General features: G+C 41.0%; 19 protein-coding genes and 1 riboswitch. Of the genes, 13 read left to right on the top strand and 6 right to left on the bottom strand.

The genetic code is table 11. The features are described 5' to 3' along the window. The 3 genes from QOL23_RS04650 to QOL23_RS04640 are packed head-to-tail and all read left to right on the top strand — an operon-like array spanning position 1 to position 4,718. Positions 1–1,827: an NADH-quinone oxidoreductase subunit 5 family protein gene (locus tag QOL23_RS04650; RefSeq protein WP_283400427.1), complete on the top strand. Its 1,827-nt coding sequence runs from the start codon at positions 1–3 to the stop codon at positions 1,825–1,827. Positions 1,828–1,836: 9 nt separating this feature from the next. Further along, on the top strand, positions 1,837–3,282 hold the full coding sequence (locus QOL23_RS04645; RefSeq protein WP_283400426.1) for a complex I subunit 4 family protein: 1,446 nt from the start codon (positions 1,837–1,839) through the stop codon (positions 3,280–3,282). A gap of 11 nt (positions 3,283–3,293) precedes the next feature. Further along, entirely contained in the window at positions 3,294–4,718 is a 1,425-nt protein-coding gene (locus QOL23_RS04640) for an NADH-quinone oxidoreductase subunit N (RefSeq protein WP_283400425.1), read from the top strand. A gap of 39 nt (positions 4,719–4,757) precedes the next feature. On the opposite strand, the gene QOL23_RS04635 is transcribed toward QOL23_RS04640, so the two are convergent. Together QOL23_RS04635 and QOL23_RS04630 are read right to left on the bottom strand one after the other, a co-directional pair. Continuing rightward, positions 4,758–7,055: a ribonucleoside-diphosphate reductase subunit alpha gene (locus QOL23_RS04635; protein WP_283400424.1), complete on the bottom strand. Its 2,298-nt coding sequence runs from the start codon at positions 7,053–7,055 to the stop codon at positions 4,758–4,760. Positions 7,056–7,126: 71 nt separating this feature from the next. Then, positions 7,127–7,912 (bottom strand): class I SAM-dependent methyltransferase, encoded by a 786-nt coding sequence (locus QOL23_RS04630; protein WP_283400423.1) that lies wholly within the window; start codon positions 7,910–7,912, stop codon positions 7,127–7,129. Between the two features lie 70 nt (positions 7,913–7,982). Here QOL23_RS04630 and QOL23_RS04625 point away from each other — a divergent pair, with 70 nt between their 5' ends. Continuing rightward, positions 7,983–10,829, top strand: coding sequence for an EAL domain-containing protein (locus QOL23_RS04625; protein WP_283400422.1), 2,847 nt, complete (start codon positions 7,983–7,985; stop codon positions 10,827–10,829). Between the two features lie 51 nt (positions 10,830–10,880). Here QOL23_RS04625 and QOL23_RS04620 read toward each other — a convergent pair whose 3' ends face one another. Next, positions 10,881–11,153 carry a GNAT family N-acetyltransferase gene (locus QOL23_RS04620; RefSeq protein WP_283400421.1) on the bottom strand — a complete coding sequence of 91 codons (273 nt, stop codon included), beginning with the start codon at positions 11,151–11,153 and terminating at the stop codon, positions 10,881–10,883. Positions 11,154–11,225: 72 nt separating this feature from the next. Continuing rightward, positions 11,226–11,412, top strand: a riboswitch (cobalamin riboswitch). Positions 11,413–11,546: 134 nt separating this feature from the next. On the opposite strand from QOL23_RS04620, the gene metE reads away from it, so the two are divergent. The 7 genes from metE (at position 11,547) to QOL23_RS04585 (ending at position 19,037) form a co-directional block, all read left to right on the top strand. Further along, positions 11,547–13,709, top strand: a complete 2,163-nt coding sequence (gene metE / locus QOL23_RS04615; RefSeq protein WP_283400420.1) for a 5-methyltetrahydropteroyltriglutamate--homocysteine S-methyltransferase — start codon at positions 11,547–11,549, stop codon at positions 13,707–13,709. 97 nt (positions 13,710–13,806) lie between these two features. Next, positions 13,807–14,463 carry a radical SAM protein gene (locus tag QOL23_RS04610; protein ID WP_283400419.1) on the top strand — a complete coding sequence of 219 codons (657 nt, stop codon included), beginning with the start codon at positions 13,807–13,809 and terminating at the stop codon, positions 14,461–14,463. A 2-nt stretch (positions 14,464–14,465) separates the two neighbouring features. Next, a complete protein-coding gene (nrdD, locus tag QOL23_RS04605; RefSeq protein ID WP_283400418.1) occupies positions 14,466–16,013 on the top strand; it encodes an anaerobic ribonucleoside-triphosphate reductase in 1,548 nt (515 codons plus the stop codon). Positions 16,014–16,015: 2 nt separating this feature from the next. Further along, entirely contained in the window at positions 16,016–16,237 is a 222-nt protein-coding gene (locus tag QOL23_RS04600) for a hypothetical protein (RefSeq protein WP_283400417.1), read from the top strand. 113 nt (positions 16,238–16,350) lie between these two features. Next, positions 16,351–16,884 carry an anaerobic ribonucleoside-triphosphate reductase gene (gene nrdD / locus QOL23_RS04595; protein WP_283400416.1) on the top strand — a complete coding sequence of 178 codons (534 nt, stop codon included), beginning with the start codon at positions 16,351–16,353 and terminating at the stop codon, positions 16,882–16,884. Between the two features lie 99 nt (positions 16,885–16,983). Beyond that, positions 16,984–17,982 carry a L,D-transpeptidase family protein gene (locus tag QOL23_RS04590; RefSeq protein WP_283400415.1) on the top strand — a complete coding sequence of 333 codons (999 nt, stop codon included), beginning with the start codon at positions 16,984–16,986 and terminating at the stop codon, positions 17,980–17,982. Next, positions 17,952–19,037, top strand: coding sequence for a M99 family carboxypeptidase catalytic domain-containing protein (locus QOL23_RS04585; protein WP_283400414.1), 1,086 nt, complete (start codon positions 17,952–17,954; stop codon positions 19,035–19,037). The genes QOL23_RS04590 and QOL23_RS04585 overlap by 31 nt, the downstream gene beginning before the upstream one ends. Here QOL23_RS04585 and rfaE2 read toward each other — a convergent pair. Continuing rightward, positions 19,034–19,501, bottom strand: a complete 468-nt coding sequence (gene rfaE2 / locus QOL23_RS04580) for a D-glycero-beta-D-manno-heptose 1-phosphate adenylyltransferase (RefSeq protein WP_283400413.1) — start codon at positions 19,499–19,501, stop codon at positions 19,034–19,036. The genes QOL23_RS04585 and rfaE2 overlap by 4 nt on opposite strands. Positions 19,502–19,554: 53 nt before the next feature. Here rfaE2 and trmFO point away from each other — a divergent pair, with 53 nt between their 5' ends. Together trmFO and QOL23_RS04570 are read left to right on the top strand one after the other, a co-directional pair. Next, positions 19,555–20,856 (top strand): FADH(2)-oxidizing methylenetetrahydrofolate--tRNA-(uracil(54)-C(5))-methyltransferase TrmFO, encoded by a 1,302-nt coding sequence (gene trmFO / locus QOL23_RS04575; RefSeq protein WP_283400412.1) that lies wholly within the window; start codon positions 19,555–19,557, stop codon positions 20,854–20,856. After that, positions 20,835–22,061 (top strand): LysM peptidoglycan-binding domain-containing protein, encoded by a 1,227-nt coding sequence (locus QOL23_RS04570; RefSeq protein WP_283400411.1) that lies wholly within the window; start codon positions 20,835–20,837, stop codon positions 22,059–22,061. The genes trmFO and QOL23_RS04570 overlap by 22 nt, the downstream gene beginning before the upstream one ends. A gap of 20 nt (positions 22,062–22,081) precedes the next feature. On the opposite strand, the gene QOL23_RS04565 is transcribed toward QOL23_RS04570, so the two are convergent. Both QOL23_RS04565 and nadD read right to left on the bottom strand, forming a co-directional pair. Continuing rightward, positions 22,082–23,296 carry a phosphoglycerate kinase gene (locus QOL23_RS04565; protein WP_283400410.1) on the bottom strand — a complete coding sequence of 405 codons (1,215 nt, stop codon included), beginning with the start codon at positions 23,294–23,296 and terminating at the stop codon, positions 22,082–22,084. After that, positions 23,274–23,924, bottom strand: a complete 651-nt coding sequence (gene nadD / locus QOL23_RS04560) for a nicotinate (nicotinamide) nucleotide adenylyltransferase (protein ID WP_283400409.1) — start codon at positions 23,922–23,924, stop codon at positions 23,274–23,276. Before nadD ends, QOL23_RS04565 begins: the two co-directional genes overlap by 23 nt. Positions 23,925–23,981: the final 57 nt, after the last annotated feature.

Here is a 23,981-nt window from a genome sequence, read left to right as displayed (position 1 = left end):
ATGGTAGAGCTTGCGTATCTGAACATTGCAATCTTTTTTGCTGGAAGTATTCTGGCGTTTTTGATTGGTAAGTTTACAGAAAGGTGGAATTCTTTCTGGGTTGCGGCGATAACCGGTTTAGCTGGTTTCCTCATTTCTGCTTACATAGCCGTTAATATGGGAGAACGTCCGATAGTTCACCAGTTTGAATGGTTCAGGTTCGGACACTTCTCTGTGCCGTTCGGGATTTTCGTTGACCACCTTTCCATCGTTATGGCGCTTATAGCTACCGGTATTGGATTCTTGGATATCGTGTTTTCTAAGGGCTATATGGAAGAGGATAAGTCTCCTCACAGGTATTACTTTGAAAAGCTGTTCTTTATAGGTTCTATGGTTGGACTCGTTTTTGTCAGTAACTTAGTGGGGCTTTACATATTCTGGGAAGGCGTTGGGCTTTGTTCTTATCTCCTCATCGGTTATTGGTACTGGAAGAAGAGCGCAGCCGAGGCTGCTTTGAAAGCGTTCGTTATGACGAGATTCGGTGACGTTTTTATGCTTGCCGGTATCTTAGTAGCCTGGGTGTTTTTGGGAACTATTAGTTTTCAGGACTTGAACGCCCTTGCTGCGATAGGTGCTTTTAGCGTTAAGTTGGGATTGATAATAAGCGTTCTGATATTTATAGGTGCAATAGGTAAGTCTGCTCAATTTCCGCTCTTTCCGTGGCTTTTAGACGCCATGGAAGGTCCTACAACGGTTTCTGCTCTCATTCACGCTGCTACAATGGTTAACGCTGGCGTTTACTTAGTTGCGAGAATGTTTCCGTTCTTTGATTACTCTCACGCTCTCATCGTCGTTGCTTTTGTCGGTGCGATATCTGCGTTTATAGCGGCTACCGGTGCAATGGCTCATACGGAAATTAAGAAAATACTGGCTTTTTCTACTATGGAACACCTTGCCTTGATGTTTGTCGGACTTGGTGTTGGCTCGGTGGCTGCGGGGATTTTTCACCTGATGAACCATGCGATATTTAAGGCACTGCTCTTTTTGGCTGCAGGTGCTGTTATACATATGACGCACCACACGAAAGATGCCTTTAAGTTAGGCGGATTGAAAAGGTATATGCCTCAGACGGCTATGCTGTTTTTGGTGGGAATTCTTGCTCTTTCCGGAATTCCGCCGTTTAACGGCTTTTTCAGTAAGGACTGGATTTTAGGTGAGGCTTTTCATTCAAATCCTGTTGTCTTTGCGCTTGCATTCAGCGCAGCAGTTCTGTGTATTTTCTACGGCTTCAGATTGTGGTTTGTGGTGTTTACAGGTGAGCCTTCAGAGTATTCTAAAAAAGCGAGAGAAGCTTATCCAGTGATGCTTGTTCCTCTTTACATTTTAGCTGCTATGACGCTTATAACGGCTTTCTTTAAGGAAAAGATTGTTCACTTCCTGTTTGGTGAAGTTCACGAGCCTTTTTCTGCTGCTCTCCTTACAGTAACGCTGACTGTTATGGCTTTGCTATTCCTGTTAGCTTATGCCATTTACTATAAGAGGGTTATCAGCACCAAAAAGTTGATAGAGCACCCTATTGGAGAGGCTGTTAACGTCTTTTTATATAGAGGCTGGCTCGTTGATGATGCGATAAAGTGGACCTGCAGGAATATCTTTTACGGTTCAATGGCAAAGGCTATTGAATGGGTAGATACTAACGTTGTTGACGGTGCTGTTAATGGCGTTGCTAAAGTGTCTTTGAAGTGCTGGGATAGATGTAGAAAAATCCAGACCGGCGACCTCATCAACTACCTTACTTACTTTGTTGCCGGGGTTATTGCACTCATAGTTATTATTACCTACTTGTAGGAGGCGTGAATGATTCTTTTGAGTATGATACTTATCCCTGTGATACTTGCGCCTTTTGCCTGGTTGGGAGAGAAGTTAAACAGGGATTTTCCGAAGTTCCTGTCGTTGGGAGTGGGAGTATTCTTAGCTCTTTCAACTGCCTACCTGATAGTGAAGTATCCGGGAAATGACTTTGCTTTTGGGGAGTTCTACCACATATATCCACCTTTTGATTTCAATCTGCACCTTGCCGTTGACGGTATATCTCTGGTGCTGTTAGCTATAGTGGCGTTCCTTTCAATTACGGTTACTCTTTCTTCCTGGAACGTTGAGAGACCTGGCGCTTATTTCTTTTTGGTTCTTGCGTTTTTAGGTCCTATGGTTGGCGTTTTCACCTCTCTGAATTTGCTGTGGTTCTTTATCTTCTGGGAATTCACTCTGGTTCCGATGTTCTTCCATATCGGTATTTGGGGTGCTGAGAATAGAATTTACGCAGCCATGAAGTTCTTTATCTATACGCACCTTGCGAGCGTTTTCCTGCTTTTAGGAATAATTGTTCTTTATTTGAACGCTCATACGTTTGACTTTTTGAAACTTTTAGAAGCAGGTGTTGACCCTAACGTTGCGAAGTTGGTGTGGATTTTGATGTTTATAGGTTTTGCCGTAAAGATGCCTGTAGTTCCGTTCCATACGTGGCTTCCTGACGCGCACGTTCAGGCGCCTTCACCTATTTCTGTTTTCCTTGCAGGATTGCTTCTTAAAATGGGTGCTTACGGTTTGTTGAGGTGGGAAATATTCCTTTTCCCTCATACGAGTAAGTTTTTTGCACCGTTAATGGCTTTTATAGCCGTTCTGACGATTTTCTACGCGGGATTCAGGGCTTTGGCGGAGGACCACATAAAGAGGATGGTTGCGTATTCCAGTATTAACCATATGGGCTTTGTTTTACTTGGACTTTCAGCCATTACGGCTGCAGGGATTTCGGCTGCTATTTATGAGATGGTGGGACACGCTTTGATTATTTCTCTGCTGTTTATGATTGCCGGTTACGTTCATCACAAGACGCACACCTGGTATATATCTGAGATGGGCGGAATAATGAAAAAAATCCCCGCCCTCATGACCATGTTCGTTATAGGCGTTTTGGCTGCTGTGGGGCTTCCTGGAACTGCCGGCTTTGTCGGTGAGCTTTCCGTTATGCTTGCAGCGTTTGATTATTACGGTTGGGTGATGATTATCGTGCCTCTTGCAAGTGCGCTTGGGGCGGGATTTTTCATGTGGATGCTCCAGCGTGCCGTTTTCGGTCCTCTGAGAGAGGGGTTTGAAAATATGAAGTCTTTGAAAGAACTGCCGTTCATAGAGAACCTGTCTTTAGCGCTATACATAGCTGCCTTTATCTTTGTTGGCGTTGTTCCATCGGTCGTTTTTAATCTTTACAACCCTGTTGTAGATGCTTTTGCTCAACTTTTTAGGTAAGGGGGTAACAGGTGAACGTTAACTTTTTAGCTGCGGTGATGATACTGGCGCTTACCGGTGCCTTTCTGCCCGTGATAAATAGAGTTTTTAGAGTAACAGGACTGCCCGGCGTTGCGATTTCCAGTGTGGGGTATGTGCTGGGGATTTTCTTGGTTATTCTCTCAAACTCTGGCGAGAAAATACTCAACAACTTTTTCGTTACCGATGAAGTTACACGTTTAATAGGCATTCTGATTCTTGTAGCTTCCTGGATGCTCATGTTCGTTCTATACTGGATTTTAGAAAAGGATAAGTTTGTAAATGAAATTATCGGCGCTCTTTTAATATCTACTGCCGGTGCGTTGCTACTCATTTCATCTACGAACTTCGTTTCCCTCATAATATCAATGGAACTTATGACTATGCCTACCTACCTGATGGTTCTCTTTGCCTTTGATGATAAAGCGATAGAAGCCGGTATTAAATACTTTTTCAACGGCGCTTTGGCTATAGGAATGCTTCTTTTCGGCGTTTCTCTTCTTTACGCCATGACGGGAAGCTTTGAGTTTTCGGTTTTAGCTCAGAAGCTCTTTAAAGACCCTCTGGTGTTGCTTGCAGCCGTTTTCATACTTGCAGGTTTCGGCTTTAAGATTACTGCTTTTCCTTTCCACTTCTGGGGACCGGACGTTTACGATGGAACGTGTCCCGGGATTGCTGCTCTTTTAACGGGAATTTCAAAGAGTGCTGCTTTCATAGCTCTTATGAGGGTAATTTTTGAATCTTTCCCGCTTTTCGGAGAGGGCGGTATATCACACCAGCTGACCTTGATTCTTGCCATTATTGCTGCTGTTACCATGACTGTAGGTAATCTGCTTGCCCTTGTTCAAAAAAGGGTTTCAAGAATATTAGCCTACTCTTCTGTGGCTCATGCCGGTTATACTTTAGTTGCCTTTGCAGCTCTCTCAACGCCTTTAAGCGTAACCGGTATCATTTACCATTCTGTTGCTTACGTATTTATGAAAACGGCTGCCTTTTTATGTTTCGCCGTTTTTCTCTTTGTCTGGGGTGCAAGGACGATGGACGACTACAAAGGACTTGGCAGGAGAGAACCTATATTGGCTGCTCTCTTTTTGATATTCCTCCTGTCGCTTGCGGGCGTTCCGCCTATGGCAGGTTTCATCAGTAAGGTTTTCGTTTTTACTGCAGCTGTTAAAGCCGGAATGCTGTGGCTTGCTCTTGTTGGATTACTTAACAGCGCCTTTTCCGTTGCTTACTATATATGGATTGCGAAGCAGATGTATTTAGAAGAACCGACCATTGAAAAGCCGAACAACGTCAGAGCTGATAAGAATCTGGTTCTAATTCCTTTAGGTGTTATGGCTGTTATGCTGATTATCTTGGGTATATGGATTAATCCGGTTCTCAACGCAGCTGGACAGTTCGTTTCCGGGTTATAGAAAGTAGAAAGGGCAGGATTACGTTCCTGCCCTAATGGATTAATTGGCGCAGGCTATACACTCTTCCTTCTTATTTATTTCAGATTCGCTATCTTTCTGTATTGTTCTCACGTAGTAGATGGTTTTTATTCCTCTTTCCCATGCGAGTAGAACCGTTTCGTAAATGTCTTTAGCTTTAATTCCTAAGTTGAGGTTGAAAAGCAGTTCCATAGAGATACCGCTATCTATCCATTTCTGGATTGCCGCTATTATTTCAACGACTTCTCTCTGGTCCATATATTTGCTTTCTCTGTAAAACCAGAACCGTTCTTTTATAAACGGTGGACAGATAGGAACAGCTTGTTTCTGATTTTTGTCTATGTAAAACTTTGAAAACGGCGGTAGGACGCCTGGCGTTGCTCCCTGAAGGAGTCCAGAACTTGTGTTCGGAGCTATGGCGAATAGCTGTCCGTTCCTTATTCCGTAGTTTTTCAGCTTGTTCAGAACTTCTTTCCAGCGTTCTTTTAGTTTCGTTTTCGTTAACAGGTATTCTTCGTCTTTGCCAAAGACTATTCCTCTACTCCAGTCAGAACCTTCAAATGCGGGAAATTTACCTCTTTCTTTTGCTAAATTAGCGCTTTCATCTATTCCGTAAAAGGCGATTTTTTCGTAGAGTTCTTCTATTATCGGTATTGATTGTCTGCCGTAGGGGATTTCTCTCTTTGCAAGGTAGTCTGCAAGTCCTAACGTTCCTATTCCTATCGTTCTGTATCTATCGTTGTGAAGTTTGCTTTCAAGTATCGGGGGACTTGTCAGTTCTATGGTGTTGTCCAGGATTCTTACTGCCGTCCTGACGGCATCTTCAAGCTCAAGGTCATCTTCAATGTTTGCAAGGTTAATTGAGAGCAGGTTGCAGGTGTGGACAAGCCCGGGCTCTTTGATTTCGGAAACGATTTTTCCGTTCTCAAGTTTTGAAGAGAAGCCTTTTGAAGGTTTAAAGTTTGAGAAACTTTCCATACAAAGGTTGCCGTTTCCTATGTATCCATCGTGTTTTAACGGATTGAGTCTGTTGGCTGTGTCTTTGAAAAAGATGTATGGAAGCCCCGTTGCAACCTGGGTTTTCAGTATCTCTTTTAGAAGTTCTTTTGCCTTTACAACCTTCTTTAGTTTTAACGTTTCCTGTTCTCTTTCTATATGAGTGTAGGCTTTTTCAAACTCTTTTCCCCACAATTCATAAAGCTTGTAGCCAAATTTCCTTTCAACTTCGTAGGGGTCAACTAACAGCCAGTTTCCATTCTCTTTTACTCTTTCCATAAAAAGGTCTGGAATGACGACTTGGGGGAAGATGTCAAAAGCCTTCCTTCTTAAGTCTCCGTTCTCCGTTTTCAGTTCCAGGAAGTCAAAGATATCTAAATGCCAGACGTCCAGGGCTACGGTGACAGCGCCTGCTCTTTTCCCTTCCTGGTTTACTGCTACGGCGACGTCGTTGAGGATTTTCACCCATGGAACAACGCCGCCGCTGGCGCCGAAAACCTTTTTAATCCATGAACCCTGTGCCCTTATCCTTGAGAGGTTAACGCCAACGCCGCCTGCCCTTTTTGATATCTGTGCTACCTGGTTTGCTGTGTACATTATGGAGTCAAGGTTGTCGTCCATTGCGGTTATAAAGCAGGAAGAGAGGTTCCCGTTTGGTCTTCGCAGGTTTATGAGTATGGGCGTTGCGAGGGAAAGTTTTTTGCCGGCTATCATGTCGTAGAACTTTTTTACTATTCTCATACGTTTTTCTTTCGGTTCATCTTTTGCGAGCATGAGGGAGATGCTCATATACATTTCCTGGGGCAGTTCTATGGGGAAGTCTTCGTAAACGCACAGGTATCGCTTTGCTAAAAGGTTTGCGCCTGCGTAATCGTAGAGAAAATCGTATTTCAGCTTCAGGTAGTCGCCTGCTTCTTTTATTTCTTCTTCTGTATAGCTTTCAAGGATTTCTGGAGTGTATAGTCCTAACTCTGTCAGGTTTTTTACTACTTTTAAGTATTCTTCACCGCCGCCGACGTAAGCTAACTTGTTCGTTCCTCTCCTGATGGAGATTTCTTTGTAAAGGTTAAAAATGAAGAGTCTGCCTGCTAATATTCGCCAGTCCGGTTCTTGAGGCGTTGTCAGGTTGAGGGCTGTATTTATTACCGCTTCGTGAATCTGCCTTGTAGTAATGCCGTCAAAAAAGTGGAGTTTCAGTTTTGATTCAAGTTTTAGCGTGTTTATGTCCAGCCCTTCTGCCGCCCAGTTTATTACCTTCCTTATTTTTTCTATGTTTAAGGGTTCTTTTACGCCTTTTCTTTTAACGACTTTTATCTGCGTCATGGTTTCTCCTGAAAGGTTTGTAGTTCGTATTTTACATCAAGATAAGATGATTGATTTTAATATTAGAATAATTAACTGACATCTTTGAAGATATATTCCACGTTTGTTGAACTTTCCTGTAGCGTGTAGTCGGAAAGGTAAGGGAAGAGTTCTTTTACGCCTTTGTTTATTTTGATTACCACGCGCTTTCTTGCCACTCTTTCTGCTTCTTTAAGGGTTTCAGGAGAAACGAAGTCTTTTACGGCAACCTCTCTAAAGGGTGACATAACGTCGCAGTGCCACTTTGGTTTTATGAACATAGGTGAAAAGTAAACGATATCGTAAGATTTATCGGGCTGTGCTTTTAAGAATTCGGCGTTATCGGCGCAAACTGGTTTTATTCTTTTGAAGGCATCTTCAGCGATTTTCAGTTTTCCTCCAGGTTTATACCTTTCCAATCCTCTTTTCACTATTTCAAAAATCACGGGGTCTTTTTCAACACCGGTGACCGGCTGTTTAGAAACAAATGCTGATAAAAGGGCATCCTGTGCAAGTCCCAAGTTGCAGTCTAATACGGTATCTCCTCTTTTCAGGTTCATCGCCTTTATCATTGCCTCGTTCCCAGTTGCTATATAGTTGAGGAGGCGAATTTTGAATAATCCCGGATGGAAAAAGAGTTTTTGCCCTTTAAGCGTATGTAAGGTTAGGCTTAAATCTCTGTTTACTACTAAAACGTTCCTGTTGTAGCGTTTTTTTATCTGGTTAATTGTGTTGTGTCTTCTGTGAATGTGGACTGTATTGAACTTTTTGGCTAATTTTTCTGCATCTTCTATCATTTCGGGAGTTGGTTTTTTGTCGGTTGTTATTACCACTTCCATTTTTTCTTTCCTTTAGTTAGAATTTTTGATATAAGTCTAATATTACGTAAACAATAATTAGTGAGGGGTAATGAAATTTTCTAACTTCCTTGCCAAAGATGCAAGAGAAGTTAAAGATATTCTTTTGCAGTGTAAACCTTCTTCTCCAGACCTTATCTTGTTCTTTTGTGCTTGCTGTCAGGAAGAGATTGAAAAAGTTGTAGATGTTGCTGCCGCTGTTTTACCTGATGTAGAGAGGGTTGGAGTTAGTGCTGCTTCTGTGATAAAGGATGGAGAAGTTTTTGATTCTGGAATTGTCGTTTGTTGCGTTAAAGGGAACGTTAAGGTTGTTTCTTCTGATTTTGTTGATGAATTGGAGAGAGGGAGGTTTTTGGGGAAGTCTCTGGCAGGAAGTGATGATGGTTTTATCGTTTTGCTTTCTGATGGAACGGAGACTAAGGGAGAAAGTTTGATAGAGGGATTGAGGGAGTATCTCCGAATTCCTCTGGTGGGAGGGAAAGCGTCTAACTCAGATTTTGGAGATGTTACGTTAGTTTTTCATAACGAAAAGCTGATGGATAGAGGGGCTATAGCTGTTTATTTTGAAGAGAAAAGTTTTGTTTCTGACTACGTTTTTGATTGGGTGGAGGTCGGGAGGAGATTTCTTGTAACTAAAGCAGATGGTAACAGGGTTTATACGATTAATCATTTTCCGGCAGTTGAATTTTATAGGCATTATTTGGGAGATGTTGTTGCCAATGGTTTGCCTGGTTCCGGTATTGAGTATCCTCTGGTGTTTGAAGTTAACGGCAGGAAAGTTGCGAGAACGTGTGTAAAGAAACTTGAAGATGGTTCTTTACTGTTTGCAGGAGAAGTTCCTTCGGGTGTTTACGTTCGTTTGGGATGTGGGAGTTTAAGAGATGGATGCAGAACTTTGAGCCGATTGAAATCGGTTTTTGCTGATTGTGAAAGCCATTTGGTCTTCTCCTGTTTCGCTCGTAGGAAATTTTTAGGTGAAGAAGTGGAAAAGGAGTTGCAGGTTTTGGGTGGGAGAGGGGGAGGATTTTTTACTTTTGGGGAATATTATGATGATTGTGTTTTGAATGAGAGTTTAGTGGTTTTGGGTACAGGGGTAGAGGGGAAAAGGTTAAGTAAGGTAGAGGAAAAGTGCACTAATAAAGAATCGTCTCTTTATGCAATCTCACATTTTCTTAATCAAACAACTAAAGAGTACGAGCTAATAACTGAAGCTGTTGATAACAATGATTTTGGGGTTATGGTTCTTTTGCCTATTGGCGGTAGTAGGAAGTGTATTTTCGCTTCAAAGAGTTTGGAAAAGATAACGGGTTATCGGGTGGAGGATTTTATTTTAGGGAGGGTATCTTTTGAAACTTTGATTCATAAGGGAGATTTGCATAGAGTATTGAGAATTAGGCAATCCTTTCTCAAAGAAGGTAAAAGAGAAGGGAAGGCGGAGTACAGAATAGTAACTGCTGATGGAAAAGTTAAATGGGTGCGTTCTTTTATTAGAATTTGTGAGGATGGGAAGATAGTTTTCTCCATAATTGACATTACTCCCGAAAAAGCTGTTGAGTTTTTAGCAGTAAAAGACCCGCTGACTGGTCTTTATAACAGACAGTTTGCTTTTGAGATTCTTTCAAAGCTTATTGCTCATAATAAGAGAAAGAAAAGTCACGGAGCTGTTCTGTTTATAGACCTTGATAGATTTAAGTTCATAAATGACGTTTACGGGCATGATGCAGGAGACAAGGTTTTAAAGGAGGTTGCGAGGAGAATAAAGAAAGCTGTTAGAGATGAAGATGTTGTCTGTAGATTTGGTGGAGATGAATTTATAGTTATCCTTTCAGGATTGGGTCCAATTAGGAAAGTTGCAATTGCTGAGGCGAAAAGAATCGCAAAGAGGATTTTATCGTCTATAGATAGACCTGTGTTGGTTAATGGTAAGGAGTTTTTCTTAACGGCAAGCATAGGTATTGCCGTGTTTTCTGGGGAGATTACTCCTTCAGAGGTGATTAAGTTTGCAGATGTTGCTATGTACAGAGCTAAAAATCGTGGACGCAACAGAATTTCAGTTTTCAATGAAGAATTAAAAACAAGAGTAGAATGGGAGGAATTAGTAGAGAGGGAACTTAAAAGAGCTGTAAGGCGTAGAGAGTTCAAGCTTGTGTATCAACCTCAGTTTTTTGTTGGAAATCTTAAGGTTAAGAAGTTGGTGGGGTTTGAGGCTCTTTTGAGGATACTTAATCCTAAGATAGCTTCGATACCTGTTTCAAAGCTTATAAAAATGGCTGAGGACTGCGGGATAATTCAGGATATTACGATAAATGTTATTGATAGGGTTTGTAGCCTTTTGAAGTTTGCGAGGGGGAAAACAAGAATAGGTATTAATGTGAGTTCGCAGGATTTGATGGGGGAGGATTTTGTTGAAGAGGTTGAAAAGATATTAAGAAGCCATGGTGTTGACCCTGCTAACTTGTGCTTTGAAGTAACGGAGCGGGTATTCATTGAAGATTTTGATATTGCTAAAAAGACTGTAACAGCGTTGAGAGATAAAGGAATTCATATAGCAATAGATGATTTTGGGACGGGCTATTCTTGTCTATCGTATTTACAGGAGTTTCCTATAACTGAAATGAAGGTAGATAGAACTTTTATAGAAAACGTAGAGATGGATTCTAAGAGAAAAAGTTTGTTATCTGCGATACTTAAACTTGGTAAATCCTTAAACGTTCAACCTATAGCTGAAGGTGTAGAAAAAGAGGAGGAGTTTAGGACTTTAAAGTCCTCAGGTTGTTCTTTGTTTCAAGGTTACTACTTTTCTCCTCCTCTGGAAGAAAATAAAGTGCTTAACCTGATGGGAAAAGGGGGAGACATTGAAGTTAGTAGTACTTCTTTTAATGGGGGTTGTAGTGATTAATTATCAATTAGAGAGGCTCTACAAAGATTTGATAAAAACGTGGGAGGAAGGTTAGTCCTTTACAATTAGGTCAGGACGTTTGCGTTTAAGGTATTTTTCTGTGTATGAACAAAGGGGGTATATCTTATAGTTCTTCTCTTCAGCGAATTCTACCAACTTGGCTGATAGTTTACCTGCAATTCCTTTTCCCCTCTGACTTTCTGGAACGTAAGTGGTACTTACAACTATTACTTTTTTCTCTTCATCAATACCAAAGGTGATGAAAGCCTCTTCGCCTGTTTCTAATTCCATCCATATTCTTTTTTTGGAAACTTTTATTTCCATTCTGACCTCTTTAAACAATTTTAACGTTTGTATTTTACAACACTTGTTCTTGCACCTTTAGGTAAAAGTCTTAAAATTCACCTCGTCACGGGTGAACGGGAAGTCCGGTGAAAGTCCGGCGCTGTCCTCGCAACCGTGAGCAGGCAACAAAAATGGGCTGAAACCACTGGAAAGGAAAGGTTAAAAGCCGCCTTTCTGGGAAGGTTTCAGCCTTAATAAGCCTGCAAGCCGGGAGACCGGCCCGTGATGGGTGGGTGAAAACCTGCCCCTTCGCGTCCTGCGGGGGTTCGGGACGCGGGAAAGGAAAGGGGTTTCTTTTGCCTTTTTCTTTTTCCCGCCCTTTAGAACCGCCTGCAGGCGTTTAAGCAAATAAAACGCCGCAGGAGGTAGAACATGAAAACTTATGCTTACGGTTTCCCGAGATTGGGGAAACAAAGGGAATTCAAGAAGTTAATTGAAGGTTACTGGAACGGAAAAGTAACCGAAGAAGAGCTCCGTCAGGGTATAAGAAACCTTGACGAAACGAGAAAATCCACCTACACCCGCCACGTATCTTCCTACCCTCAGGGAGAAATGACCCTCTACGACCACATGTTGGACACTGCTCTTCTTTACGGCGTTTACAGGGCGGAAACGCTTGAAGATTACTTCCGTCTCTGCAGGGGTAAAGAAGCCTTAGAGATGACCAAGTGGTTCAACACCAACTACCATTACCTCGTTCCCGACTTTGAAGGCAAAAAGCCAGAATTTTCTATTCAAACGCCTGTCTGGGACAGACACGAGGGAATAGAAGAAAACGCTTACCTTATTGCGCCTTTCACCTTCCTTAAGCTTTCTAAAGGTCTGAAGAGAGAGTATTTCGGCGATGCACTCAAAGAGTTAACGGCTTTGACAATTAGTTACATTAGAGAAAAAGGCTTCAAATCCGTTCACCTTGACGACCCGGCTTTAGTAATGGAGCTTACAGATGAAGAATGGAACTGGGTGAAAGAAGCTTACGCTCAATTTTCCGATTTAAATATGCCTGTTAACCTTTTCACTTACTACGACAGCGTTGATAGGCTTTCACTTCTCTTTGAACTGCCGTTTGCCGGGATAGGTGTTGACCTCGTTCACGATAGAGGTGAAAACCTGAAACAGCTTGGAAGTATTAGAACTAACAAGGTGTTGTTCGCTGGCGTTGTTGACGGTAGAAACGTCTGGAGAAACAACGTTCTTAAGACGGCAGAGCTGGTAAAAAAACTCTCAGAGAAGTTTAACGTAGTTGTCACCAATGCAGCACCTTTATTCCATCTTCCCGTTAGTCTGGAAGGAGCTACTCTGCCTTCCGAACTTTTGGAAAAGGTTGCGTTCGCTGAAGAGAAGTTGAAGGAGATAAATTTGATTGCTAAAGCTGTAAGTGGAGATGAAAGCGAAGGCAGAGAATGGATAAGTGGAATTGACCTTTCTTTTGGTTTGAACGAGAAGGTGAAGGAGAGAGTAGGGGCGTTGTCTTCTGAGGATTTTGAAAGGAAGGTGCCTTATCAGGAGAGGAAAAAGTTGCAGCAGGAAGTTTTAAGACTTCCGCTGTTTCCAACGACCACTATAGGTTCTTTCCCTCAGACAGAAGAGGTGAGGAGAGTAAGACTTCTCTACAGGAAAGGGAATCTTGACGCTGATTCCTATGAGATATTCATAAAGGGTGAGATTGCCAAGGCTATTGAAATTCAGGAAGAGTTGGGACTTGACGTTTTTGTCCACGGTGAGTTTGAAAGAACCGACATGGTTGAGTTCTTTGCAGAAAAGTTGGAAGGGATAGCTACTACGGGCAATGGATGGGTTATTTCTTACGGAACGAGGTGTTATCGTCCACCAATTATCTACGGTGATGTTGAAAGGAAAGAGCCTATGACCGTTAAAGAGATAGCTTTTGCGCAGAGTTTGACGGATAAACCGGTTAAAGGAATGCTGACGGGTCCTGTTACCATAATTGCGTGGAGCTTTGTGAGGGAAGATATACCGACGAAAGAGGTTGCCTATCAGATAGCCCTTGCTATTAAAGATGAAATTAAAGACTATGAAGATGCAGGAATAAAAATCGTTCAGATTGATGAACCGGCTATAAGGGAAAAAGCGCCTATAAAGAAGCGTTACTGGAACGAATATTTTGATTGGGCTATTAAATCCTTCAGACTCTGCTGCTCTTCTGCGAAGCCGGAAACCCAGATTCACACCCACATGTGCTACTCTGAATTCGGCGAGATAATGGACTATATCGTTGAGATGGATTTTGACGTTATTTCCATAGAAGCTTCCCGTTCTAAAGGGGACATTATAGAAGCTTTTGAAAAGGTTAACTTTGACAGGCAGATAGGTTTGGGCGTATGGGACATTCACTCACCTTACGTGCCTTCAGTTGAAGAGATGAGAGAGATAGTGGAGAGAGCCTTAAAGGTTATTCCTAAGGAAAACTTCTGGATAAATCCTGACTGCGGATTAAAAACAAGAAGGTGGGAAGAGGTAATCCCTGCCCTGAAAAACCTTGTGAATCTCGCGAAAGAGCTTAGAAACGAATAATTCCAGCAATTTCTCTCCGCTTGCCCGCCTTTTATGGCGGGTTTCCTTTAAAGTCATAAAATTATTCTGATACCAGATTTGAATCTTGAGGTTAACGATGAAGTTTTCCCCTTTTCTCAAGGTTGAAGTTCCCATTACGTTTAAAGACCAGCCGGGAGTTCAGTCAGCGCTTTTCTATACCGATATAAGAGTTTGCAACCTTAACTGTTATCACTGCCATAACAGGAGTAGTTATAGGGGAAACGGAGAGAAATATACTTATGAGGAATTGTCTGAAAAATTGGAAATGCTTAAGCTTTTAGGTGTTGAGCTGATAATAATTTCTGGCGGGGAGCCTACATTAGAAAAAGATTTAAAAGAAGGTTTGAGGTTTTTAAAGGAAAAAGGGTTTAAAGTCAGGATAGATACGAACGGGACGAACCCGGAAGTTGTTAAAGAAATAATTGAAGAGAAATTAACAGATGGTTTTGCAGTAGATATTAAATTTCCTTTATTAGAAGAATATGCCCCTACCCAGCTCAAGCGCTTCAAAACTATCCTTTATTCAACAGAGGATGTTCCTGATGAAAAGTTGTATGAATACGTTCAGAGGGTGAAAAAAACAAAGCAAATAGTTGAGGAAAGCAAACTTCCATATAACGTTTTCAGGACTGTCAGGTATCCTCTTCTGACCGAATCGGAACTCAGGTTCATTTCTGAAAATGTAAAATCTATCCCACACCAGATTAACCCTTTTTACCCTGTGGAGGAGTGAGAATGAAGAAAAATAAGTATTTCAAGCTGATTGAACTCTTTATTGATAATGACGACATATCCCGTAATAACGCTAACTTCGTTAGAGGAATTCCCGTTTTAGAGCACGTTGTTGTTGGCGAAGTGATGAAGGATTACCTCTTTGATGAGATATATAAAGGGCTTCCTGTAAGAACTCACCACGAAGAGGGTTGGGCATACCACCATCAAACCTACCGCCTGAGCGCTTACTGTATCGGTTTATCCGCCAAAGATATTGCGTTCTATGGGCTTCAGAGTAACGCTAAAAACGAGAGGAAAGCGGCACCGCCAAGAAGACTTGAAACCCTTTTTATGCAGTGTGCCAACCTTATCTGTTTGATTGCTCAGGAAGTTTCCGGTGCTACGTCCTTAAATGACCTTTCTACAGTTGCTGCCGGATACCTTTACTACCTTGAGAGGGAAGGTAGAACGAGCTATTCTGACTATGACCTTGAAAACCTGTGGCAGGAATTTCTCTACAACATAAACCTTCCTTTTAGAAGCGGTAACTCGCCGTTTTCAAACATAACTCTTGATTTCGGTAAGCCTAACAGCAGATTGAAGTATGAGCCGGTTGTTTATGCAGGCGATTTCCTTAACATGACCTACAATCAAATACCTTCTCACTACTTTGACAGGATTAATACTGCCTTTATTAAGGCAATGAGGCGTGGGGACGCTGAAGGTAATCCGTTTACGTTCCCGCTTATAACGGTTAACATTACGGAAGATTTTGATAAGGATAATCCTGCCTGGAAGTTGCTTTTGAAAGAGAGCGAATACTTTGGTGGTTTTTACGTTCAAAACTACCTGAGAGAGCCTTTTGAAAAGCCGTCTATTTATAAGCAGAAAAATCCATACATTAAACCTTTTGATGAAGGTATGATTTATTCCAACTGCTGTAGGATGCTGTTTAACATTTCGCAGGTTGAAGCGGTAACCGGTTCAAACCCGTTCCACTCTGGTAGTGGCGTTGGCGGTATCGGTGTTTACGCTATTAATATGAACAGGTTGTTATTCTTAGCAAAGGATGACTTTGATTTCTTAAAGAGAATGATAGATTACACTATGGACGTTGGAGCGAAAGCTTTGCAAAGAAAGAGAGAGTGGCTCAGAAAGTATTGGGATGATTTGTTCCCGTACCTGTCTTTCTATCAGAAGGACGATAAGTCGCTGTTTAACATCTTCTCTGTAGTGGGTGTTCATGAAGGAATGGTTAATGCTGGTTTTGAGGGGGGACTCTTTAACGATGAAGCGAAGGAATACGCTCACCAGATAGCTCAATACCTGTATACGAAGCTACAGGAGTTTATGGAGAGGGATAGAGTGCTTTATTCTTTAGAGTATGCTCCTTCTGAAAACGCTGCCTGCAAGATGGCTGAGAAAGACCTTGCCTTTGCAAGCGCTCTTGCCGATGTTTTAAATGGTGAGAGAAGTTACGAAATTTCTAAGGACCCATACTTGAATTTATTTATTAAGGAGTCTATTCATAAGTTTGGTGAGAAACTTTTTGATGTAATAAGAGTGTAACGGTGGATAAGATAGAAAAGGAAGTGGATTTGTATAGGGATATGCTGAAAATTCTGTCAGCTTACGTTTTTGCGATTGGGAGTGGAATTGTAGGTTTGCTTTTTAAACAAAAGAGCTTGCTGGTGATGGTTCTCTTGTTTATAGGTTTCTTTCTTGAGTTGATGCTGATTTCTGCTATGACTAAGTTATATTTAAAAATCAGGAACTTATTGCAGGAGTCTTAAATGTTTGAGCTTTTAGGAATTATTTTTAGCGTGATTATTGCTCTGTTTTTTGCCTATTTTCTTTTTGTCGTTATTAGAAGTCTGGAAGAAGCAAAATAGTTTGGAGGTTGTAGATGGAGGTTGTAAAAAAAGTTAGACCTAAAATGTACGTTAACGGCGACCCTTCAACGGGGAGAGTATTCTTAACATCTGGTTTTCAGGCGCCGTTCCAGGAGGGGGACCTTTTAAAGCAGATAGACGTAAACTCACACTTCCAGAGCTACGCGACTGGTGGTTCTATAATGCACATCTTTACTGCTGAAGAGATGAAACCTGAAGAGCAGGAGAAGTTGATTTTTAACATCATCAGGAATTTCCCCATTCAATACCTGACGAAGACGCCGTTTTTAACTACCTGCAACGAGTGCGGACACAAGATGGTAGGAAGAAAAACTGAGTGTGAAAAGTGCGGTTCTACCGACGTTACTTTGTGGAGCAGACCTATCGGATATTTCAGACCTGTTATGAGGGGGAAAATCTCAAAGGATTTTAAGAAAGCAGAGTATCTTTTCTGGCTTAACGGAAGGATAGAGGATTTTGCTACGAGAAAAGAGGTAACTAAAAAGGATGTTGAGGAAATTGTTGACGAGCTTAGTTCTATAACGTAGAATAACGTTCTTATGAAAGGCGTTAGAGTATTTCTCTTTTTCCTTATTTGCTTTTTCCTCTCTTTCAATTTTTCTTTTGGGAAAAGTCTTGAGGATGTTGTGAGGGAGTTGGGGGGATTTTCCACTCCTCAGCAGATAGAAAAGGCTATAAATTCTCTTAATTCTACTGATAGATTGAAGTTAGAAATACTTCTTTCTGCTTACAGGAAAAATGAAGAGAGACTGAAAGCTCTTCTTAGTTCCTTTCGTAGAAGCAGGGAGAAATACGTTATAGCTAATGCAATCTTTTTCCCTTCAGATAGAAATGTAATAGTTGTTGATAAGGAAAAAGAAATTCTTTACGTTTTAGGTTTAAAGAAAGGATTACCTTTTATTGTTAAAAAGTTCCCTTGCATTACAGGGAAAAGGGCAGGGGATAAGTTAAGAGAAGGAGACCAAAGGACACCGGAAGGAATTTATTTTCCTCTTTTTTGGTCAGATAACTTACCGTCCACCTACGGTATAGGAGCGTTTCCTCTTAATTATCCAAATCTTATTGATAGAAAAATCCTCCACCGCAACGGTCACGGCATCTGGATTCACGGAACCGATAACCCCAACAGACCTCCGCATAGTTCTAATGGATGTATAGTTTTAAGGAACAACTATCTCAGCCAACTCCTTTCGGTTGTAAAACCCAAAGAAACTCCAGTTATCATTGTGGAGAGCTTGCAGTATTATTCTCCAAAACGTTATTTTGCAGAGAGGCAATCATTATTGGACTTTATTAACAGGTGGAAGTCTGCATGGGAACGGACACCGAAAAATTTAGTTCCTTATTTTAGTTGTTATTCGGAGCATTTCGTCTGGAAGGGAGGTGGAATTAAGAGCTGGAAGGACTATAAAAAGAGAGTTACTTCCCGGAAGAAGTGGATTAGAATAAAAATAGATAATCTGTATTTGTGTAAAGATGGGAGAGTATTAAAATATGGAAATATTTATGTGGCAAGTTTTAAGATGACGTACGATTCCAACAATTATCATTTTAAGGGAGAGAAAGTCTTATATATAATAAAAGAGGGGAAAAGGTGGAAAATCTTAGGAGAAGAGACTTTATAACTTCTTTGTTTTCACTTTCCTTTCCGATAATTTTTCCTGTTAGTGCTTTGGGTAAGACGTTAGGGAATGTTAGGGTAGAACTACCAGATTATTTGTTTCAAGAATATTTACTTACAGGCAAAGAAAAGGGTGGGAAAATACTCATAATTGGTGGAATTCACGGGAACGAACCGGGAGCTTACAAAGCTTCTGAAATCTTAAAAAGCGTTAAAGTAAAAAAGGGAGAACTGATAATTGCTCCCAGGGCTAATGTAGTTTCTATATTAGCTAACGTTAGAGGCTATAACGGAGATATGAACAGGAAATTCCAGTATTTATCAAATAAAGACCCTGATTATGAGAGAGTTCAAAAAATAAAAGAGCTAATAGCTGAAACAAAACCTGATGTCGTTCTTTCACTGCACGATGGTTTTGGTTTTCACGCTGTTAACAGGAAAGCTTGGGGTCAATGTATAGTGATAGATGAGAAAGTGTATAAAGGTTTCCATTTGGGTAGGATTGCTGAAGCTGTATCTAAAAGCGTAAACAGGCGAATAGAAAAAAGAGAGTGGAAAATCCCCGTCTACAACACCCACACCTTTTCTCCCTCTACAAAACATCCTGAGCAAAGAAAATCCCTCACCTACTACTGCCTCTCTAAACAGAACGTTCCAGCCTTCTGCCTTGAAACGTCAAAGCAGTTACCTTCTTTACGTTTAAAAGTTCTGTTTCACCTGATGATGCTGAAAGAGTTCTTTGAGATTTACGGCGTTGAAATTTCGCCTGACTTTGATGTCTTAGAGAAGGAAATTGATAAATTCCTTGCACCAGCGAAGTTTTACTCTGTAAAGGCTGAAATTAACGGCAGAACGGTTGAAATATCGTCAGGAAAGACTTTTTACCTTCATAAAGGCAGTTACTTTAAAGTTCTATCCTGTCACGGAACAGAAGGAACGAACGTTATCTGCAAAGATGTTAACCTTAACTGGCGGAGTTTCCACATAAAAAGGAGAGTTGCCCTTACCCTTAAAGACGACTTCCGCAAAATTTTTGACTTCAGAGTAGTTGTTGTTTAACCGTAAACTCTTAAAATTTTCTCAATTATCTTCGTTGTAGAAACATCGTAAGAAAACTCTATCCTTTCAACCCTTTTTGCGTATTCTCTGCCAACTATATCTTCTAACTTCCAATCAGCTCCTTTCACTAAAACGTCTGGCTTAACAGCTTTTATAACTTCAATTGGCGTGTCTTCATCAAATACGATAACGTAATCCACACAGTTAAGAGCAGAAAGGACTTTTACTCTGTGTTCCTGCTTATTTATAGGTCTCTTTTCACCTTTAATTCTCTTTATAGAACTGTCGCTGTTAACGCCAACAATTAAAACGTCGCCGAAACTTTTTGCCTTTTCAAGGTAGTCAACGTGACCCGCGTGGAGAATGTCAAAACAACCGTTCGTAAAAACAATTGTTTTACCTTCATCTTTAAGATTTTCTACCAGCGTTTTCAATTCCTCAATAGATTTGATTACCTTTCCCAACCGTAAACTCCTCATAAATTTATGATTGAATTTTATCTTAATTGGAGGAAACGGTGATTAACGTTATAGGTGGCGGTCTTGCAGGAGTAGAGGCTGCGTGGAAAATAGCGGAAAGTGGTATTCCTGTCAGGCTTTTTGAAATGAGACCTAAGAAAATGACTCCTGCCCATAAAACAGATAAATTTGCAGAGCTTGTGTGTAGTAACACTTTAGGCGGTAAAGATATCGTTACGCCAAGAGGTTTACTGAAAAAAGAGATGGAGCTTTTAGATTCCATAGTTATAGAAGCTGCCAAAAAGTCTGAAGTGCCTGCTGGTGGCGCTTTAGCTGTTGATAGAGATAAATTTTCAGAGTTCATTACAGAAAAAATAGAGAATCATCCGCTTATAGAGGTAATAAGGGAAGAGGTTACTGAGCTGCCAAAAGGAGAGATAACCGTCGTTGCAACGGGTCCTCTCACTTCGGAACCTTTTTCAAAGTATCTTCAAAACTATTTAGGAGAGGAAGAGCTTCACTTCTACGATGCGATTTCCCCCATAGTTTACGCTGATACCATAGATTATTCAAAATGTTTCTGGGGTTCTCGCTACGGTAAGGGAGGAGACGATTACCTGAACTGCCCGATGACAGAAGAAGAGTATGAACGCTTTTACAACGCTCTTATGGAAGCAGAAAAGGTTCCCCTGAAGGATTTTGAAAGAGCGTGCTACTTTGAAGGTTGTATGCCTATTGAGGAGCTTGCAGAAAGGGGAAAACAAACGCTCCTTTTCGGTCCTTTAAAACCTGTTGGTCTTGTAGACCCGAGAACTGGAAAGAGACCTTTTGCCGTTGTTCAATTGAGGAAAGAGAACAGAGAAGGAACGCTTCTTAACATGGTTGGCTTTCAAACCAAGTTGAAATATCCTGAACAGAAAAGAGTTTTTCGTTTAATTCCCGGTCTTGAGAACGCTGAGTTTGCAAGGTATGGAAGCATTCACAGGAATACTTTTATAAAATCCCCCAAACTACTTCTCCCCACGCTTCAGCTAAAGAAAAATCCAGAAGTCCTTTTTGCCGGTCAGATAACTGGCGTAGAAGGTTATCCGGAATCAGCAGCAACGGGTATAATTGCTGGAATGAACGCTGTGAGATTGTATAAAGGGGAGGAGCCGATTTATCCTCCCAGAGAAACCATGGTAGGAGCTTTACTTAACTACATTACTACTGCTGATGAAAAAAGTTTTCAGCCGATGAACGCGAATTTCGGTTTACTGCCGCCTCCGGAACGTAAAATAAAGGGTAAAAAGGAAAGGCGTAAATACCTGGCAGAAAGAGCTTTAAGAGAGATGGAACGATGGTTAAAAGAATTGGTTTAACTTTTCTGTTTTTTTCTGCAGTTACCTTTTCTGCTGCGGCTAAGGTTTACGAGCTGAATATATATAAGTTCGTAAATGCCAAACCTCAGGAGCCTTCCGATTACTTGATTTATAAGGTTAAGAGAGGTGATACTCTATTAAAAATATTGAAAAAATTCCATATCCCGCCGTATAAGTTAAAGGAAATTGTTAAGTTGAATAAACTGAAAAATCCCAACCTCATCTACGCTGGCAGTAAATTGAAATTGCCTGTTAGCTTTTCTGAGATTGCTGTTAAAGGGAAAGGGAAGGAAAAAGAGGCTACTTCTCCTTACCTTGAAGGGATGAAACTCTTAGGCGCTAAAGTAGAGCGTCAGGGGGCACTTTTCTTGGAAAACGAGAAGATAAACTTCAGTAAATACCCCAAAGTTTCTTTTAACGGGAATCAATTTATCGTTGATTTGAATAACTCTCTGAAAGGTTCTGTAAAGAAGGAAATAGAATCTTTGGGAATAAGTGTTGTTAATGGAACTCAGCTTGAAAACCTGTTTGAAAATTCCCTTTCATCTGCGTTCGGTTCTGTTCAGAAAAATGGCAACTTAACGTTAGGTATTAACGATGTGCTTGTTTACCACTACGACTATATGGGTTATGACTCATCAACAGGAGAAAGGACTGTTGTAAATCTTAAATCGGATACGCCAGCGCCTTTGAAGAAGCTTCTTTTCTCCTATGGAGTTAGAGTTGTTCAACCTCAACGAAAATGTAAAACCGATTTAACGGCAGGAGAAGGTGAAGGGGAACTGAAAATTCTTTCTGGTAATGGCAGAGAAAAGTTAGCAGAGTTAGTTTATCTCGTTTCTAAGCATAAGGGTAAAGTGACGGAAAAGGGAGTTGTAATACCTGACTGTAAGATTTATGCCGTTTTAGATACCGTTAGCCCTCAGGAGAAGGTTCAGCTTGAACTTGAAGGCTATAAAGTCTTTACGCTTACCGGGAACTTTGCTGACGATGCTGAGAAGCTGTTAGAGTTGATACCTATTGCGACAAAGAAGGTAAAACTAATCCTGAAAGAACCACCTTCAAGCGGTAAACGTTCTACTTTTTATATTAAGGGGATTCAAATATTTGCGCCCCAAAAAGAGTGGTTTATGGTGGATTCCTTTGATAAGTTAGAGGAAATTCCTTATCTCAGATACAGAGGTGTTAACCTGATAGTTTATTAAAAAGGCGAGAACACCCCGCCTTACTGTTTGTCGGTTAGAGCCATAACTCCAGGTAGTTCCTTTCCAGATAGGAATTCAAGGAACGCACCTCCTCCTGTTGAAACGTGGTCAATCTGGTGTTCAAGTCCCAACATCTCTATGGCTGCTACGCTGTCTCCTCCGCCTACAATCCTTAAAGCATCGGTGTGTTCTGCAACTATTCTGCCTATCTCCATTGTCCCGTAGCGGAACTTTTCAAATTCAAATACGCCCATAGGACCGTTCCAGAGAATCGTTTTAGCGTCAGAAAGAGCTTCTTTAAACAGGTAAACGGTTGCAGGTCCTATATCAAGTCCCATCATGTCGTTCGGTATCTCTTTGTAAGTGGTTAGTTTAGCGTGAGCGGTAGGGGAGAATTCATCTGCGTTATTGCTATCAACAGGTATGTAGAACTTGACACCCTTTTCTTCGGCTTCTTTCATAATTTCTTTTGCCGTTTCTATCAGTTCATCTTCTACTAAAGATTTCCCTACGTTGTAGCCGGCGGCTTTAAGGAACGTGTAAGCCATTCCTCCGCCGATGAGCATTTTGTCAACGATTTTTAAGAGGTTTTCTATTACTTCTAATTTGCCGCTTACTTTTGAACCTCCTATGATAAGAACTAACGGTCTTTCCGGGTTGTCTAAAGCTTTCTGCAAGAACTTTATCTCTTTTTCAAGGAGAAAACCTGCTACTGCAACTTCCACGAACTTAGCTATTCCGTAGGTAGATGCGTGTTTTCTGTGTGCCGTTCCAAAGGCATCGTTTACGTAAATGTCTGCAAGTTTTGCAAGCTTTTTGGCAAACTCCTCATCGTTCTTCGTCTCCTCTTTGTAGAATCGGACGTTTTCAAGGAGGGCAACTTCTCCCTCTTTTAAGTTGTTTACTTCCCATTCAACTTCTTCGCCGACAACGTCTGGTATAAACTTTACTTCCTTTTCTAACAGGCGAGCAAGCCTTTCTGCTACAGGTTTTAAAGAAAACTTGGGGTCCCAGCCTTTAGGTCTATCAAGGTGGGAACAGAGTATTACTTTTGCGCCGTGGTCTATTAGGTAGTTGATTGTTGGTAGTGCTGCTCTTATTCTTTTATCGTTCTGGATTATGCCGTTTTCTATGGGGACGTTAAAGTCAACTCTTACGAAAACCTTCTTTCCTTTCAGGTCTTCTTTCTTTATGTCTCGCAGGGTCATTTTGTTAAACATTTTTTTGAAAGGCATTTTCCCACCACCTCCTGAGGATTTTTTCTGCTTCTTCCGTTACCATGTATTTAATGCTTTTGCCCTGTTTAAGGCGTTCTCTTATTTCTGTTGCGCTTATCTGGAGCTGCCTTCCTTTATAGAAGATTATTTTTGCGTGGGAGAGTATTGTTTTGTCTACTTTGCCTTTTTCTACTTCTATGACTGAAAGGTTGGCGTTGAGTTTTTTTAGGACGTCGGTGAAGTTTTCTTCATAGCCTGGTCTTTTGACGATGAGGAGGGTGGAGAGGGTGAGGATTTTTTCCGGTTCTTTCCATCTGTGAAATGAGAGAAAAGAATCTGTTCCCATTATAAGAACAGGTTTTTCTTTGTAATTCTTGACGTACGCTTCAAGGGTTTTGTAAGTATAGGAAACGCCTTCCTGTTTTATTTCGTAATCCCAAACGTCAAAGTGCTTTTCTCCTTTGATTGAAACTTTTAGGAGTTTTAATCTTATTTCTGGTGGAATTAGTAGATTCTCCTTTAGAGGTTGGATGAAGGCAGGAACAAATATCACTTTTTTGAATTGAAAATCCTCCAGTATGTCTCTTGCAACGATTAAATGCCCTATATGAACAGGATTAAAACTTCCTCCGAAGAGCGCTTTCACCCTTCCCCCGAAAGATTGCTTTGCGTATTTTATCAATGATGGTAGAAATTCCTATAA

Source organism: Desulfurobacterium pacificum (assembly GCF_900182835.1).
GTDB lineage: Bacteria > Aquificota > Aquificia > Desulfurobacteriales > Desulfurobacteriaceae > Desulfurobacterium_B > Desulfurobacterium_B pacificum.
The sequence above is the reverse complement of the archived record's forward strand: the minus strand, read 5'-3'. Positions and strand labels throughout refer to the sequence as shown.